Raw genomic sequence first — 17,429 nt, 5'->3', positions numbered from 1 at the left:
AGGTAGGAGAGATATATGCCTGTAAGACTAATAAAAGTATCAAAAAATTTAAATGTAGGAATCAACACCCTTGTTGAATTTCTGCACAAGAAAGGTATTGAAATAGAAGCAAATCCCAACGCAAAAATTGAGGATGAACAGTATGATATACTGATTGCCGAATTCGGGAAAGACAAAAATATACGGAAAGAAGCGACTATCACCCGCGAAAAATTGCATCGTCGTGACGAAAAGCGGGAGACTGTCGCCATAGAAGGATATGAACTTCCGGAACAGCAAATTCCCAGGAAAAAAGTGGAAAAAGAAGCTATCGAGACAGAGATCCCGGACGAATTGAAACCTCATTTCAATGTCGTAGGCAGTATTGATCTGGACAACCTTCATAAAAGGAAAAGCGAACCGAAGAGCCAAGAGCCGGCAAAAGAAGACAAGGAAGAGATTGTTGCTCCCGATACCCCGGAAGTAGAAGTACAGCCCGAACCGGAATTAGAAAAACCGGATTCCGTAAAAGAGGTGACTGCAGAAGAGACTCCTGTTGAACAAGCCCCCTATGAAGAGGTAATTTCGCCTCAGGTTGAAGAAAAACCCGAAGAGGAAACGAAGAAGAGTCCAAAAGAGAAAACAGAGGAACAAGTTGAAGAAAAAAAGGAAGAGATAGTACATCAGGTTGAGGCGGAAAAAACTAAACCGGAAGAAATAAAAAGGGAGGAACCGAAGGAGGAACCGGTAACAGCACCGGAACCAGTATCTGTACCTGAAGCGGCGGATGCAGAACCATACAGGAATGAATCTGAAGCGGAAACGGAAGAAAAAACCGATGAAGCTAAGTCCGACTCAGTATTCCGGTTACACAACAACAAGCTGGAATCCAATATTGTGGTAAAAGGGTCTATAGATCTGGATTCTATCAATGATCGTACCCGCCCCCCCAGAAAGTCGAGGGCACAGCGCAAGAAAGAACGCCTTGAACGTGAACAGAAAGCGCTTGACAACAAAAAGCTGAAAGAAGAAAAAGTAAAACAACTGAAGAAAGAGGCTATTGATGAAAAGAAAAAACAGCCTGACACTTCAGAGGGAGATACCGACAGCGGGAAAAAGAAAAGAAAACGGATACGTTCCGGACAGGTGAATATTGATAAACCGGTTACCTACAATCAGGGGTCCAAGAGCAATAACAAAAAATTGTCGCTCAGAAAACCACTTAAGGCTGAAGTCAGTGAAGAAGATGTACAAAAACAGATAAAAGAGACACTTGCACGCCTCACAGAAAAGAGAGGTAAAAAAGCCGGAGCGAAGTATCGTCGTGAAAAGCGTGAAGCCAGCGCCCAAAAGCAGCAAGAGGAACTCAAACAGCAGGAAAAGGCAAGCCGCATATTGCAGTTGACCGAGTTTGTTACGGCAAACGACCTGGCCAATATGATGAACGTTCCTGTAACCAATGTTATTTCCACTTGTATGAGTCTGGGTGTAATGGTGGCGATCAATCAGCGCCTCGATGCCGAGACCATCAATATTGTGGCGGAAGAATACGGTTTCAAGACCCAGTATGTGAGTGCCGACGTAATTGAAGCAATTGCTGATCAGGAAGATGCACCCGAAGACCTGATTCCGCGCCCACCTATTGTCACGGTGATGGGGCACGTAGACCACGGGAAAACTTCACTGCTCGACAGGATCCGCAGCACCAATGTGATTGCGGGTGAAGCCGGCGGTATCACGCAACATATCGGGGCATATAACGTACAGTTGTCCGACGGACGCAAGATCACCTTCCTTGATACACCGGGGCACGAAGCCTTTACCGCCATGCGTGCACGTGGTGCTAAGGTGACTGACGTGGCAATTATCATCGTAGCGGCCGACGACAATGTGATGCCGCAGACAGTAGAAGCAATCAACCATGCAGGCGCAGCCGGCGTACCGATTGTATTCGCCATTAACAAGATCGATAAACCGGGGGCAAATCCTGAAAAGATAAAAGAGAAACTGGCCGAAATGAACTATCTTGTGGAAGATTGGGGAGGAAAATACCAATCGCAGGATATATCGGCAAAAAGCGGTATTGGTGTCCATGAACTACTGGAAAAAGTATTGCTTGAGGCAGACCTGTTGGAGCTGAAAGCCAACCCGGATCGGAGAGCTACCGGATCCATCATTGAATCGTCACTCGATAAGGGAAGAGGTTATATGGCCACCGTATTGGTAGAAAACGGGACGCTCAGACAGGGTGATATCGTATTGGCAGGTTCTTATTTCGGCCGTGTGAAAGCTATGTTCAACGAGCGTAATCAACGTATTGAAGAGGCTGGCCCATCAGAACCGGCATTGATACTCGGTCTGAATGGAGCGCCTCAAGCCGGTGACACATTCAATGTAATGGAGACCGAACAGGAGGCTCGCTCAATTGCCAACCGTCGTGAACAATTGCAACGTGAACAGTCATTGCGTACGCAGAAAATGCTTACTCTCGACGATATCGGGCGCCGCATCGCTATCGGCAGCTTCCAACAATTGAACATCATCGTGAAGGGGGACGTGGACGGATCAGTAGAAGCACTCTCCGACTCATTGATACGTCTCTCTACAGAAGAGATCCAAGTGAATGTGATCCACAAGGCAGCAGGGCAAATTTCAGAATCGGATGTGAGCCTGGCTGCGGTCTCCGATGCTATTATTATTGGATTCCAGGTACGTCCTTCACTCGGTGCTCGTAAGGAAGCAGAAAAGGAAGGTGTGGATATCCGTCTCTACTCTATTATCTACGACGCCATAGAAGAGGTGAAAGCGGCTATGGAAGGCATGCTTTCTCCCGACATCAAGGAGGAGATCACCGGTAACGTTGAAGTACTGGAGGTATTCAAAATATCGAAAGTGGGTACTGTAGCCGGATGTATGGTACGTGACGGAAAAATAAAACGTTCAAGCCGTATCCGTCTTATCCGCGATGGTATTGTGATCTTCACAGGAGAACTGGAATCGTTGAAACGATTCAAAGAGGATGTAAAAGAAGTTACTTCAGGCTATGAGTGTGGAGTCACCATACGCAATTTCAATGATATCAAAGTGGGTGATGTCGTTGAAGCATATGAAGAGACTGAAGTAAAAAAGAGATTATAAAAAATCCCCAATCATGAATTACCTGTCAAACACGAAGGGAATTCAGGGGCTTTATTTATGGTAACCAGTTGACATTGTAATTTTAATTCCTACCCTGAGAGCGGCCGCATCTGCTCTTTACAAGCAGATGCGGCCACAACACACAGGAGATGGAAAAGAAATTACAATTGCAACCATGGTTTATTAATTGAATATTCACTTTAAAAATAGTTGACAATGACAAAAAAAGTTTTTTTCACGCTTACCCTGCTTATTTCATTGGTCGGTGGAACTGCTTTTTCACAGGTGTTGCCACAAGTATCCGTTGCGTATGTAAATACCACTGAACTATTGGATCAAATGCCTGAAAAAGCACGGGCCACGCAGCAACTGCTTACATTAAGTGAGAACTACGAAAAAGAGCTGGAACTGATGCAGAACGAGTACAACAAAAAGTATTCCGACTACATCACTTATCAAGCCTCTCTTTCAGAAAATATCAAGCTGCGGAGGATGCAGGAACTAACCGAATTGGAAGGCAGAATAAACCAATTCATGGAACTGGCCCAGAAAGACATTGAAAATCAGGAAAAAGAATTACTGGAACCCCTGAAACAAAAAATAAACAATGCCATTCATGCTGTCGGGATCGAACAGGGATATACTGTGATTTACGATTTGGCCAATCCCGGGATCGCTTTTGTATCGCCTGACGCGGTAAATGCCAATCCTTACGTAAAATCAAAATTAGGCATCCGTTAAGCGAAATCCTCAACAGACGTGGAGGAACAGACTAACTATAAAAGCCGGGAAACAAATCCCATCGGTATCTTCGACTCCGGATACGGCGGACTTACGGTACTTTCCGAAATAAAGACGCTGATGCCGGAATATGATTATATTTACCTGGGCGATAATGCTCGCGCTCCCTATGGCAGCCGCTCATTTGAGCGGGTATACCAGTTTACACTCGAAGCAGTGAAATGGTTCTTCAGGCAAGGGTGCCATCTGGTAATCCTCGCATGTAATACGGCATCAGCAAAAGCATTAAGAACCATCCAGCAGGTCGACCTTCCGCAACTAGACCCTTCGAGAAGGGTGCTGGGTGTGATTCGTCCTACTGCTGAGTCGGTGTCAACTCTTTCGGAAAGTGGTCATATAGGTATTTTGGGGACAGAAGGGACTATTCGCTCGGGATCATATGAATTGGAAATCAAAAAACTTTATCCTGATGTAACCGTAACCGGTGAATCATGCCCCATGTGGGTTCCCCTTGTAGAAAACAGGGAGTACGACAAACCGGGAGCCGATTATTTTGTACAACAACATTTGGAAAGGATTTTTGAAAAAGATCCTCTTATCGATACGATCATTCTGGCATGCACGCATTATCCGCTCCTCATGAATAAGATCATCCGATACCTACCGAAAGATGCGAAAGTAATCTCCCAGGGAAAATATGTGGCCGAAAGCCTCAGGGATTATCTACAAAGGCATCCGGAAATAGACAGGAAATGCACGAAACAGGGAAATATATATTATTTTACAACCGATTCGCCGGAAAAATTCGAACAGCAGGCATCTATCTTCCTGAATGAACAGATCGATGCCCGGCACACCGATATCGAACAAAAGTTATGAACTGGTTTGATCTGACCGTAGGCATATTGCTGCTTATCGCCTTTATCAACGGATACCGTAAAGGGCTGATCATGCAACTTGTAGGACTGGCAACTATCATATTGGCAGCGGTCTTCGGAGGAAGGTTTGCCAAAACCATCCTACCCGAATTAAACAGGTTCATCGACCTCTCGCCGGAAGTGGCGAGGGTATTGTCCTTTATCCTTGCTTTCGTCGCCATCGCAGTGGTTCTCTCCTTGATTGGCCGCATACTGCAACGGTTTATCGAAGTGGTTTTCCTCAGTTTCATCAACAGACTGCTTGGTGCCGTGATTGCAATCGGTACCATGATGGTTTTTCTGAGTATCCTCCTCAATCTGGTACTAATGCTGGATGGAAATGAACAGGTAATTAATAAAAAAACAAAAGATGATTCATTCTTTTTTGAGCGGGTGGAAGCGGTGATTCCTGCTATCGTCCCCTATCTTGATCCTCAACTCTGGGATGAATATGTACCCGAAAGATACCGTGAAGAAATAGAAAAAAAGAGCGAACCCATCATCGACTCCACCTACCAGCAACAATATTTCAATATGTAGGACAATGGAAAATTGAAAATTGACAGTTGACAATGGAAAATGGAAAATGATGTTTGAAGATTGAACAAGTTTTAGGACTGAGACTTCTTAACTTCAGACTTCTAAGTTCTAAGTTCCAAGTTCCAAGTTCTAATTATTCACTTTTAGTTAATAATATGAGGTTACTACGCATACATAAAGAAGGCAAATCGGCAGTGATAAAGATCGGTATTGTACTTATAATTATCAATGGAGTTTTTTTATACATACTGCCAAACACTATCTTTACTGCTATCCTGTTGGGATTGTCACTTCTGCTATATGCCATGGCCCTCAACTTCTACAGACATCCCAACCGCACTTATAAAGGTGATCTGCACGGTCTGGTCAACGCACCTACGGACGGAAAGGTCGTGGTCATCGAGAAAGTATTCGAAAAAGAGTTTTTTAATGATGAACGTATTCAGGTCTCCATTTTTATGTCGTTCTTCAATGCTCACTCAAACTGGATACCGGTCACAGGCAAGATCATCCATTTCTCCCATGTCGATGGGAATTTTCATGCAGCATACCTGCCTAAATCAAGCCATGAAAACGAGCATACCAATATTCTGATCGAAACACCCGATCATGGGGTAATACTTACCAAACAGATCGCCGGGGCAGTGGCACGAAGAGTCGTCACCTATGTGAAAGAAGGAGACGAAGTACATATAGGATCTCCACTCGGGTTTATCAAACTAGGCTCACGTATGGATATTTTCCTGCCACCCGACAGTGAAATATTGGTCGAACTGGGAGAAGAAGTACATGCCAATGTCACCTTTTTGGCAAGGCTATCCCAAAAAGAAAGATAACGGACTATGCGGAAACAAATACCCAATATACTCACTCTGTCAAATCTCTTCTCGGGATGCATAGCCGTTGTCATGGCTTTTCAGGCCAACTTCAAGGCGGTGGTGATATGGGTGGCAGTTGCCGCCCTGTTCGATTTTTTGGATGGGATGGCGGCACGATTGTTAAAGGCTTATTCTCCTCTGGGAAAAGAACTGGACTCCCTGGCAGACGTGATCAGCTTCGGTGTGGCTCCTGCAGCGGCAGTTTTTATACTACTCAGGGATTACTTCTTACTACCAGGTTATCTGGAACCTCTACACGTCTGGATCCCATACCTGGCATTTCTCATACCCGTTTTTTCTGCCTACCGGCTGGCTAAATTCAATATTGACGACCGGCAGGCAACATCATTCCGGGGACTGCCGGCCCCCGCCAACGGCCTGTTCTGGGTAAGCTATAGCTACGGGATCGAAAAGGTAACATCGTTATCATCACCACTCGCCATGTATGATGAGTATTTTTCTTATCTCACCCTCATCCTCATCGTCCTCATGTCGTTATTGATGGTCTCCGAAATACCGATGTTCTCATTGAAGACCAAGAATTTATCGTTCAAAGGGAATGAGAGGCAGATTATCCTGGTCATCCTGACGATCCTGCTCGTGGCACTGCTGGGCATCAGCGGCGTGGCCTGGGGGATCGTGGCCTATATCATCCTTTCCGTTTTAGGCCGCGGCGGTAATACGAAACAAACAACCTCCTTACGGTAAATGGATAACGGTAGTGCCTGATTCCGTAAAGCCATAAATGGAGACGGTCTTGGAATTGTTGAACCGTTAAATAATACAAACAGATTCATTGGCATTGCGTGAATCATCGTATCTTTATTCCTGAATCAATTTATCACACTATATATGGGATTCCTAATTAAATTTCTTCTGGGCTTTATGGTTGTCTATTTTTTGCTGAAGACAGCCGCAGCCTTTCTCATGGGAAAGCGTGGCAGACAGACTTCAAACTTCCGGCAGCAACGGCCTCAGCAGGCCAGACAACCTGAGAACCAACAAGATCGGATCATTGAGTATCAGAAAAAGAAATTCGAATCAAGCGAAATCGAAGATGCGGATTTTGTAGAAGTGAAAGATAGCAGACACTAACAAAGAGATAAGAAAGCCCTTAATTATCAATTTTCAAAAGGAATGTATTTGACTGAATAGAAAGCGGCTCAAGGATTTTAGGACTTAGAATAAAGACAAATGATATCTTACAGATGGAAAAACACTTAAAATGTTTATCTTTGTAAATGATCTGATAATTCTAAACGTACATGTCGCTAAAGGAATTTCAATACGAAAAACAATCTTATCAGGAAGACTGTATCTATAATGTGATCCACATCTTTGAAGGAATACATTTGAATCAAGGCTTCAATGATGTGATCGAATCTCATTTGGCCGGGAATAACTACCCCAAACAAACGTCCCCTAACAAGAACATTGACATATTAATGGAAACAGGGACGGGGAAAACCTTTACCTACATCAAGACAATATTTGAATTAAACCGGAATTTCGGCTACAAGAAGTTTATAGTACTTGTGCCAAGCGTCCCTATCCGTGAAGGTACCCGGACTAATTTCCAAGATACGAAAAACTATTTCAAGGCATATTATGCCAATAACAAGGACAAAGAGATAGAAGCCTATTTTTATGAATCGGGTAAGATTTCAGAAGTAGTCGGCTTTATCAACAACAGCAATCTTTCCTGCCTTGTGATGACGCCCGCCTCGTTTGATAAGGATAAAAATATTCTAAACCGTCCGTTGGAAAGAGACTTATATCGGGAAAACGTATATTCATTTCTGGATGTTTTAAAGCAAATCAATCCTATTGTAATCATCGACGAGCCCCATAAATTTGAAGGAGAAGCATTTAAGAAATATTTTTCAGGATTCAACAATTATTATCTGCGTTATGGCGCTACTTTTCCGGTATCCAATGCCAAGAAGTCAGATTCTACCCCACTGTCCAATATCGCTTACATTCTCGATAGCATTTCAGCCTTCCGGCAAAATCTCGTGAAACGGATTACCGTCCATACACAAGACATTGTTTCTGCCAATCAAGTCATTCTGGGAATTTCCGGGAAAACAGTCACAGTCAATAATTTTCAAAATGGGGAATTTATAGGAAAGTCCGTTCTGAAGGTAGGCAATACATTCAATGGAAAGTTGATAAGCAAGATCAACAAAAATAACATTGTGCTTTCCGACGGAGAAATTATCACTCCCGACTATAGCCTCTCCGATGAGGCGATTCGCATTATGATCGCCGACACGATTAAAATCCATCTCGAAAAAGAATTTTCACTTTTTTGTAAAGGAATAAAGGCGCTGTCGTTATTTTTCATTGAAGGCATTCCACAGTTCCGCGACGCGCAAAATCCTGTTGTCAAACGTATTTTTGAAGAAGAATACCTGAAACAGCGGGGTAACCTCATAGCGGAATTAAGGACAGCAAGCAACGAGGATATCCAGCGATACCTGAAATATCTTGAAAGGGATTTTGACACAGACGGAAATTTGCAAGTTCACAAAGGCTATTTCTCGGGTGATAAAGGTAACGCCGACGAAAAAATAAAACAAGGCGTTGATGAAATCCTAAGCGACAAGAAGAAACTGCTTTCTTTTGAAAGCCCTACCCGTTTTATCTTCTCCATCTGGGCATTGCAGGAAGGGTGGGATAATCCCAACGTGTTTACCATTTGCAAGTTATCGGACAACGGTTCTGAAAATTCCAAATTACAACAAATTGGCAGGGGATTACGTATCTGTGTCAATCAAAACCTGCAACGCCAGAATATCAGCCTGTTCAACGACAATCAGGAAGATTTCTGGGCTATCAACAACCTCGATGTGGTGGTTCCCAACCAGGAAGTCGGTTTTGTCGAGTCCATCCAAAACGAGATCCTTAGGAATTCGTTCCTGCTCAACGAGACTTTCACACGCCCGGATTTAGTAAGGGCTTTGAAAGAAAAGAACAAATTCGACGACAAGATAATCCGTCGCATTATCGGTTTTTTGGAAGACGCGACGCTCATCCATTTTGAAAAAACAGACGAAGACAACAACGATGTTTATTCAAAATCGGATCGTTATCCGCAAATTCTAAAAACGTATAAAGACAATCCTGCAACTATCCCTGCTCCCCTATCCATAGGACATATCAACGCCATTGAGAACCTGTTCACAAATGATATTAAGGATTTTGTAAAAGATGCAAAGAAAGGCCAACAGAAAAAGAAACTCCGGATCAAAGACAATCACTTCGAGGATTTCAGGATCCTTTGGCAAAAGATCAACCAAAATTCACTCTACATAATTGATAACCTGACAGAAGAGAACCTGCAGGATTTGACAAACCGGATTGCATCCGAAATCAATGCGTTGAATATACACAAAATATTCCTGCAACACAAAAAAACGATCATCCATACCGGAACCGATATTTCGTTGCAATCTTCCTCCGAAACAGCCACCCCTTATGAAAGCAAGGTGGATTATCTGAGGCTGGCACATGATTTGGCCAGCCAGACCAAAACACCCGTAGCGTTTATCGTGAAAATTATCAACGCATTGTCGGCTGAATTCAAGGAAAACATGCTGAAGAATGATTTGTCACAGGCGCAAAAGGAAATGGCGGGGATTATACGGAAACACCTGATTGGCGACATCAAGGCGCATATCAATTATTGCGGGATCGACGGGAAAATACGCGGTCACGCGGAGATAAAACAGGAACTTTCGGCGGGTTCGCTGGGTAAATTCCAGGAGTCGGCTCCCGATTATTTTTCACTGAAAGAAAAATGGGTTTTTGAAGACGTGATAGAGTATGACAGTGATTTCGAGAAGAATATCATTTTGCAGGATACCGATGACATACATATACAAATCTTTGCCAAAATGCCAAAGCTCGAAATTCAAACGCCGCTCGGCAGGTATAATCCCGATTTCTGCTATGCCATTGAAGGGAAGAGCGGAAAAAAAGTATTTCTGGTAGTAGAAAGCAAAGGATATGATACCGCCACGAAAATCCCCGAAGACGAAAGGGGGAAAATAGCTTTTGCCCGGAAATTCTTCGGGAAAGTGAACGAGAAATACCAAAGCGAGGGTATAAAAATCATGTACGAAGAACGTATAAACAGAACGACATTATCAACACTTATCCAAGAGGCAATTAAATAATATGAGCAAGCACGACTTTATCAACGCAGGTTTCAACGTTATCGACGGGAGCAGTAACGAAAACCCGTTGTTGGATTTTATCAGGGAGAACTATCCACAAATTATCCACGATAACGAAATACGGTTGGACGAACTGAAATCGGCCCTTGGCATGCCTGTTGACGAAAAAGTGAACGGGTACGGTCTGAATTTTATCGGAAGGAATGTAGCCAAAGGCAAATACCGCAAGGAAACCGACAAGGTAGTAAAGATCAACACGCAGTTTTCGCGCGATTTCGATAAAACACAAAACCTCGTGCTGAAGGGGAATAACCTCGATTGCCTCAAAATTCTGAAATCCTATTACAGTGGACAGATAAAATGTATCTATATCGACCCACCCTATAATACGGATAAAGACGAATTCGTTTACCCCGATAAATTCGACAAAGAAGAAGCAGAAGTGCTGGGACTTGCGGGATTGACCGAAAGCGACATGGACAGGTTGGAATTCAGCTTCAAAACAAAAAAATCGCACAACGGCTGGCTTACTTTCATGTATCCACGCTTAATGCTTGCCCGTGACTTGTTGTCCAACGACGGGATCATCTTTGTTTCCATTGACGATAATGAGCAAGCAAATTTGAAATTGTTGATGGACGATGTGTTTGGGGAGGAAAATTTTGTCGCAAATGTTATATGGCAAAGAAACTACGCTCCAATCAGTATGAAAAAATATTTTTCTGAAAGTCACGAGTATTTATTTGTTTATACAAAACAGAAAGAAAACTACAACCTGAATTTATTGCCGAGAACTGATAAGCAAAATAAAGACTACAAAAATCCAGATAATGATCCTCGTGGTGTTTGGAAAGGCGGAAATTTGACAGTTGGCCCTGTTGTTGAGAAACAGGTATATGAAATTATTGGACCTACTGGAAAATCTTTCTTCCCTCCAAAAGGATATTGTTGGCGATTCACAAAAGAAAGATTTGAAGAACTAAGAAATGATAATAGAATATGGTTTGGACCTGATGGGAATAATTCCCCTTTGCCAAAGTTATTTTTATCGGAAGTTCAAGACGGCGTCACACCTATGACTTTATGGACTTTTCAAGAAGTTGGTCATAATCAGGAATCGACAAGAGAATTAAGAAATATTTTTGATGAGGCTGTATTTACAAACCCTAAACCTTTAAGATATATTGAACGAATATTAAGGTTAGGTACTAATAAAGAGGATACTATCCTCGACTTTTTCGCAGGTTCAGGCACAACAGGGCACGCTGTAATGCAACTCAATGCCGAAGACGGAGGTAACCGTAAGTTTATCCTATGTCAAATTGACGAGCCGATAAAAGAAAAAAAAAATCAACCCGCTTATAAATTTTGTATGGAAAACGGATTACCCCCTGTTATCTCTTCCATCACTTGTGAGCGGATAAAACGGGCAGGCGACAAAATTAAAAAAGAGGTGGAAGAAAAAAATGCAGAAGCAGGTATGTTTGTAGAAAACAAACAGCAAATTCCCGATACCGGCTTCAAGGTTTTTGATCTGGTAGATTCCCCCAAACTGACAATGGAAGATAACGGGCAGGTCATTTTATTCGACAATACGGACCTAACACCGTTAGACAGAATTTACAACCTGATTTTTAAAATCGGCGTTGACGATCCAACAACCGCTCCATCCGAAATTGTAAAAGACTGCATGTACAACCATGGGAGCAATTATTATATCACCCATTCCATTGAATTGGACAAGCCAGAAAACCGCATTCTATTTAAAGAAGCCCTCCAAAACGGCAGGGTTTATATCGACGGATGGACAGCCACCCTCAACACGACCTTGCAGGAGACAAAAGACAAAGAGGACAAAGAAAAGATTAGTATCGTGTTTTGAGAAATAAGATCGCGTCAAAAAAAATACTATTTTTGTAAAAGTATAATGGATGCAAAAGGGTACATAAACAATATACGGAAACTTGATTTTCAGATAGAAAACCAACACAATTCCTCTGTCTTTATTGTTGACAACCTCGAAACCTATATCAAACAAGAAGAAATTTCACCTTATATTATTATTGCCCTAGATAAAGCAAAATCATTTGAGGCAGATGCTGTTTATTTTCGCCTCTTCGATGACAACCGCCCACCGTTAGCGCAAATCTATTTATATGATAACATATTGAATCCAAAATCTGAAAGTCATTATGCCGAAATCCATCGCGCGATATGGAGTGGTTGTGAGATACCCATGTATATGGTTGTTGACAAAACACAAATTAAGGTATTTGACAGCAGAAGACCTGTTGATATAAAGCATGATAAGCCGCACATAAGACCAATAGACCTGATTGACTTGACCACCCAAAATGATATACTAAAAAAATATCGGGCACAGATGTTCAATAATGGCCTTTTCTGGGAAACAAAAGCAACAGACGGTCATTTTCTAAATAAAACTGCGGCTGCAGAGCGATTAATCAAAAGTCTAAGATTCGTTAGACGAAAGTTTAACCAAGAGATTGGGCATCCGGAATTTTCCGATAGTCTTCTAATCATGTGCATCCTGATCAAATATCTAGAAGAAAACGGTGTAGAAGACACTGAAGCGAATCTCAACTTGGCACACGAATTCTTTTATAAAAATACAGGTTACAAGACGCTGACAGAAATACTCTATAATAACAAATTAGTCGAACTCCTTTCCGCTCTGTCCGATCATTTTAACGGGGGAATCTTTAATTTCAAAAGCAAAGATGAAAATGAAAATTGGATAGAGAAATTGAAATCTTTAGATTTAAAAGATTTATCCGTTTTTTTCGACGCAGGTTCAACCGAAAACCTTTTCGGTTGGCGTGACTATTCGTTTGAACATATACCTGTTGAACTAATTAGCAATCTATACGAGGAATTTCTTCCCAAAGAAAAAAAAGCGAAAGGGGATGTGTCAAATACGCCCCAGAATGGCGCGGTCTATACGCCTTCTTTTTTAGTAAATTTGCTCATTGACGAATGTTTACCATTACATTTCAACAATTTAAACGAAAATGTCAAATTAATTGATCCGGCTTGCGGTTCAGGGATTTTTCTTGTGTCAGCTTTTAAACGGCTCACGCAGCGCTGGAGAATGAAGAACAGGTATAACGGTAAGCTGGCTGATACGACTCCGGAAGTATTGAAAAACATTCTTAGCAAAAATATTTTCGGAGTGGATATCCATTATAACTCCGTCCATTTGACAGTGTTCAGTTTACAGCTAGCTTTGTGTTCCATGCTGACCCCTCGCCAGGTATGGACAGGATTAGGGCAATTTCTCGATTTAGAAGCCGAAGGGAACGTAATCGAAAAAGACTTCTTTAATTATTTAGCGGAGAATAAATTTCAGAATGATTTTGACCTGGTTGTGGGCAATCCGCCATTCAAGGAATTGCATCGTGATGACTTTCTTGAGTATAAAAACAGTTTGACTGAAATGGCCGGAAAAGAAGGAATTAATCTGGATATACCTTCTTATCAAGAGGCACTATTGTTCTTATCAACCTCTTTCATGCTTTTGAAAAAACAAACCGGTAAATTGTGTTTAATATTAAAGTCCGGTCCATTCCTTTACAGCGGCGACGAAAATAAAAAGCAAAACGCAAATTTACTTTTCCGGTCAAATTTATTGAAACAGCACAGCGTCACTCAAATTATTGACTTCACACTTTTAAAAAAGCTCTTTAAAGCGAATGTGGAAACCGCGGCTGTTTTTATTGATAATAAATCGTCGATTGAGGATAATACTATAACCCATATTGTTATTCGTGATTCAAAAACGATTTCTGAAAAATCCTTCTTTGAAATCAGCCACTATGATTTTCACGAAGTTCCTTTATCTATCGCTATTTCTGATCCGCATGTGTGGAAATGTAATTTATTGGGAGGGGCACAAGTATATCACTTGGTTTCCAAATTAAAAACACAAAAAAAACTCAAGGAATTCTTATCTGATAAGAAAAGAGAAGGTTGGGATTATGGCCAGGGTTACAAAGTAGGAAATAGAAAAAAAGAAGATGTCGAAAAAATAATTTCCGGGAAAAACTCTATTATAGATAAAGAATTTAAAGATGACGGCATTAAAGGTGTCTCCCTTCAAGAGGAAACGCATTTTGAATCCATCCCCAAGAATTCTGCTGCCATCTTTAGTCCTCCTCACCTGATGATAAAAAAAACAATAGGAAAAAAGAATATCCCGATAGATTTGAGAGATGATTATTTGACTTTCAGGAATGAGATTTTGGGGATACACTGTCCCGTTGAAAAAAAAGAAGAATTGCTTCGCTTAGCGCAGCAACTAAAAAAAGACAATGATATTCTTCGTTTCTTCATTACAGCTACAAGTGCAAGATCGGGGATAATGTGGTCCATGTATTCTTCTGATTTGAGTGACCTGTTGAATTTGCCTTTGCTTGCGGAAAGCACTTTCGAAATGAATAAAACAGAACAGATAATCGTAGATGATGTCAAACAGTATTATATCGAAGAATTAAGTAAAGGTAGAAATTCCGCAATTCATAAAAAAAACGTTGATGAAGGGCATATAAAATCTTTTGCTATGGTCTATTGTGATTTGATGAATACAATATATGCAAAAGGGGGATACAAATATTATTTTTCAAAATTTATTGACGGAGACTCCTTTTCTGCTTGTGAATTTACCTTTGGTTCTGGAGGAAGTTATTCTTATGAGAGATCACACGCCAATTTAGACGAATTGCTGTTTGAGTGGAATTCCAGTCAAAGCGTTAAGTTCAAACGGATAATACGGATGTACGGGCATAATATTATCAGAATAATTAAACCTAAAAAATTAATGTATTGGCTTAGGTCAATAGCCCTACGGGATTTCGACGATACAATTAGTGACATATTCAGAAACTCCAATGATTAAGCCTAATACCACCATAGGAAGTCCACCTGAAATAAAGGAAGTATACAAAACAATATTTGACTTCATACACATAGTTTTATCTGATTTTAAACCTTTTAGCAAGGATGAAATGGATTGTATTGTCACGTCTGAGGATTTGATCACCCAAGATCTTGAAAAAACGCTAAATGTAAAATCGCACAAGACCGGCCAGTTTTTTGCTTTTCAGAATCAGTCCAGAAAAGGCAGATACACAACGGATATCTCTGTTTACAAGATAGCATCATATTATGAAGACTTTTGCTGGATTGAAGCGAAACGTCTACCAACCCCTGATGCGGGTAATACACGTGATGAACAGGAATATGTAATTGTTAGTCAGGATAAAGTAAATGGGAAGAAAAAATTCAGGGGTAATGGAGGAATTCAACGATTCAAAGAGGGGAAACATGCTTCGAAACATTCACGTGCCATAATGATTGGATACATTCAACTTTATGATCCAGTGTTTTGGGTCAATAAAATAAACGGTTGGATTAGCAATTTGATAGAACAAGAACCGGAATTTTGGAATGAAAATGATTACTTACAAGATGAAATGGCGGGGAAGTGTTATACGTATACTTCCACGCATAAACGAAAACATGGCCTGAACCAAATAACTCTGAAACATTTTTGGATTACTGTTTAATTTTGACATCTTATAAATAGCGAACGAGAGGAGCGATCTCATCCGTGACGCACTCCTCCCGTTTCTAAATTAATAATTACCCGCCGAATAACTTTAGAAATGCCGCATCTCAATACCCTGGATTTTGTTCCAGCAGGTTATTGGCGCCGATCAGACTGTAATGGATAGGGAAACGATTCAGATTGGCATTATTCGTCGCCTTATGATCCCACCAGTCTTCGGTCACATAAGCATCCCAGCGGACCAGGTCGGTACGTCTGCGTCCTTCGGCAAGGAATTCAACCTGCCATTCGTCCAGCATACGGTACTTATCCAGATTGTCAGCCGTAACCGGGTCGGGATCAACCCCGCCGGAAAAGTATCGTTTACGGACAGTGTTGATAAGCTCTGCAGCCTCAGCCTTGTTTCCGGCACGCATTTTACATTCCGCCAGCATATAGTAAATCTCTGCAAGACGGATAATAGGTACATCCGGGTCATACATGCGGTTCTTTTCATCCTGGTTAGGCCGGGGACTCCGTTTCGTCACACGGACACACGAATTTTCTTCGGCAGTGGCAATGGTGGAAGGAAGCTCTTCCACGGAAGCATATTCCGTTCCCACCTTCGCAAAGTAAGCCACCTGGTCGACCATCGTAATGACTTCGCCCCGGTATTCGCGGCTGCCGGTACAAACCCATTCAGGATTTAAAGGGTTCCTGAGTTCACCCACGATGAACATTCCCCTGTATTTGCCTCCTCCTTCATAGACATAGGGCTGTTTACGGATATCCTGATCATGGAACTTCGCATAGGCTCCGCCTAATTTATAGGGATACCTTTCTCCCGTCGGGTCAAGGCTGGGAATAAGACCGATACCATTGTTGGAGCCGGAGCTTTCCAGTCCTCCCAAATAGTTCCTGTAATTGTAATGTACCATATAGGACCACAGCGTACCGTCGGTTTGAAGTTTTGAGTTCTCACTCGGTACAGACCAGATAATTTCCGGACAGGTTTCATTATCGAATCCGAATATATTTGTCCAATCGGTTTCCAGCGCATAGCTGCCGTATTTCCCATCGATAATGTCCTGGCATATTTCAGCCGCTTCGGAATACATATCCTTTCCGATATAAGGCTGGGCGTTGAAATACAATTTGGCCAGTAATGCAGCACCTGTAGCACGGTGTATACTACCGTTCTCCATGCCTCCCAATGTCTCTTTCAGGGGAAGGTTGGGGATAGCCACGTTCAATAACGAATCTATGAAATTGAATGTCTCCAGATCGGTGGAACGTCCTTTTACTTCACTTTGAGTCGTTGTATACAAGGGAACTCCTCCAAAGAAATCCAGTCCGTCCAGATAGAATGAAGCGACCAGTGCCCTTTGTTGGTTCAGCATGGATTCCCGGGTACCCTCCTCGAATCCCAACGCGTCGAAGTCGACCTCTTCCAGGTCTTCCAGAGCATCCCAGGCCAACGCCACTCCCA

At 42.0% G+C, this 17,429-nt stretch carries 12 protein-coding genes; 11 read left to right on the top strand and 1 reads right to left on the bottom strand.

The window, feature by feature from the left end; all coding sequences use genetic code 11:
* Nucleotides 1-15 precede the first annotated feature (15 nt).
* The 11 genes from infB (at nucleotide 16) to U2P89_RS00430 (ending at nucleotide 15,959) form a co-directional block, all read left to right on the top strand.
* Nucleotides 16-3,117: a translation initiation factor IF-2 gene (gene infB, locus U2P89_RS00480; protein WP_322190341.1), complete on the top strand. Its 3,102-nt coding sequence runs from the start codon at nucleotides 16-18 to the stop codon at nucleotides 3,115-3,117.
* Between the two features lie 216 nt (nucleotides 3,118-3,333).
* Nucleotides 3,334-3,858 (top strand): OmpH family outer membrane protein, encoded by a 525-nt coding sequence (locus U2P89_RS00475; RefSeq protein ID WP_092024490.1) that lies wholly within the window; start codon nucleotides 3,334-3,336, stop codon nucleotides 3,856-3,858.
* A gap of 18 nt (nucleotides 3,859-3,876) precedes the next feature.
* The gene (gene murI / locus U2P89_RS00470) at nucleotides 3,877-4,737 is read left to right on the top strand and encodes a glutamate racemase (RefSeq protein ID WP_322190340.1); all 861 of its coding nucleotides are present in this window, start codon (nucleotides 3,877-3,879) and stop codon (nucleotides 4,735-4,737) included.
* On the top strand, nucleotides 4,734-5,315 hold the full coding sequence (locus U2P89_RS00465) for a CvpA family protein (RefSeq protein WP_322190339.1): 582 nt from the start codon (nucleotides 4,734-4,736) through the stop codon (nucleotides 5,313-5,315). The genes murI and U2P89_RS00465 overlap by 4 nt, the downstream gene beginning before the upstream one ends.
* Before the next feature lie 155 nt (nucleotides 5,316-5,470).
* Nucleotides 5,471-6,151 (top strand): phosphatidylserine decarboxylase family protein, encoded by a 681-nt coding sequence (locus tag U2P89_RS00460; RefSeq protein ID WP_091906004.1) that lies wholly within the window; start codon nucleotides 5,471-5,473, stop codon nucleotides 6,149-6,151.
* 6 nt (nucleotides 6,152-6,157) lie between these two features.
* Nucleotides 6,158-6,901 carry a CDP-diacylglycerol--serine O-phosphatidyltransferase gene (gene pssA, locus U2P89_RS00455; protein ID WP_322190338.1) on the top strand — a complete coding sequence of 248 codons (744 nt, stop codon included), beginning with the start codon at nucleotides 6,158-6,160 and terminating at the stop codon, nucleotides 6,899-6,901.
* 144 nt (nucleotides 6,902-7,045) lie between these two features.
* Nucleotides 7,046-7,288, top strand: coding sequence for a hypothetical protein (locus U2P89_RS00450; protein WP_322190337.1), 243 nt, complete (start codon nucleotides 7,046-7,048; stop codon nucleotides 7,286-7,288).
* Nucleotides 7,289-7,458: 170 nt separating this feature from the next.
* Entirely contained in the window at nucleotides 7,459-10,374 is a 2,916-nt protein-coding gene (locus tag U2P89_RS00445; RefSeq protein WP_322190336.1) for a DEAD/DEAH box helicase family protein, read from the top strand.
* A gap of 1 nt (nucleotide 10,375) precedes the next feature.
* Nucleotides 10,376-12,256: a site-specific DNA-methyltransferase gene (locus U2P89_RS00440; protein ID WP_322190335.1), complete on the top strand. Its 1,881-nt coding sequence runs from the start codon at nucleotides 10,376-10,378 to the stop codon at nucleotides 12,254-12,256.
* A gap of 45 nt (nucleotides 12,257-12,301) precedes the next feature.
* Nucleotides 12,302-15,289 (top strand): HsdM family class I SAM-dependent methyltransferase, encoded by a 2,988-nt coding sequence (locus tag U2P89_RS00435; RefSeq protein ID WP_322190334.1) that lies wholly within the window; start codon nucleotides 12,302-12,304, stop codon nucleotides 15,287-15,289.
* Nucleotides 15,282-15,959, top strand: a complete 678-nt coding sequence (locus U2P89_RS00430; RefSeq protein WP_322190333.1) for a hypothetical protein — start codon at nucleotides 15,282-15,284, stop codon at nucleotides 15,957-15,959. Before U2P89_RS00435 ends, U2P89_RS00430 begins: the two co-directional genes overlap by 8 nt.
* A 109-nt stretch (nucleotides 15,960-16,068) precedes the next feature.
* On the opposite strand, the gene U2P89_RS00425 is transcribed toward U2P89_RS00430, so the two are convergent.
* Nucleotides 16,069-17,429: RagB/SusD family nutrient uptake outer membrane protein (locus U2P89_RS00425; RefSeq protein ID WP_322190332.1), on the bottom strand; the 1,361-nt coding region annotated here is incomplete at its 5' end.

It is taken from the genome of Proteiniphilum sp., assembly GCF_034331125.1.
GTDB classification, from domain to species: domain Bacteria; phylum Bacteroidota; class Bacteroidia; order Bacteroidales; family Dysgonomonadaceae; genus Proteiniphilum; species Proteiniphilum saccharofermentans.
This window is presented reverse-complemented; position numbering and strand designations above follow the sequence as displayed.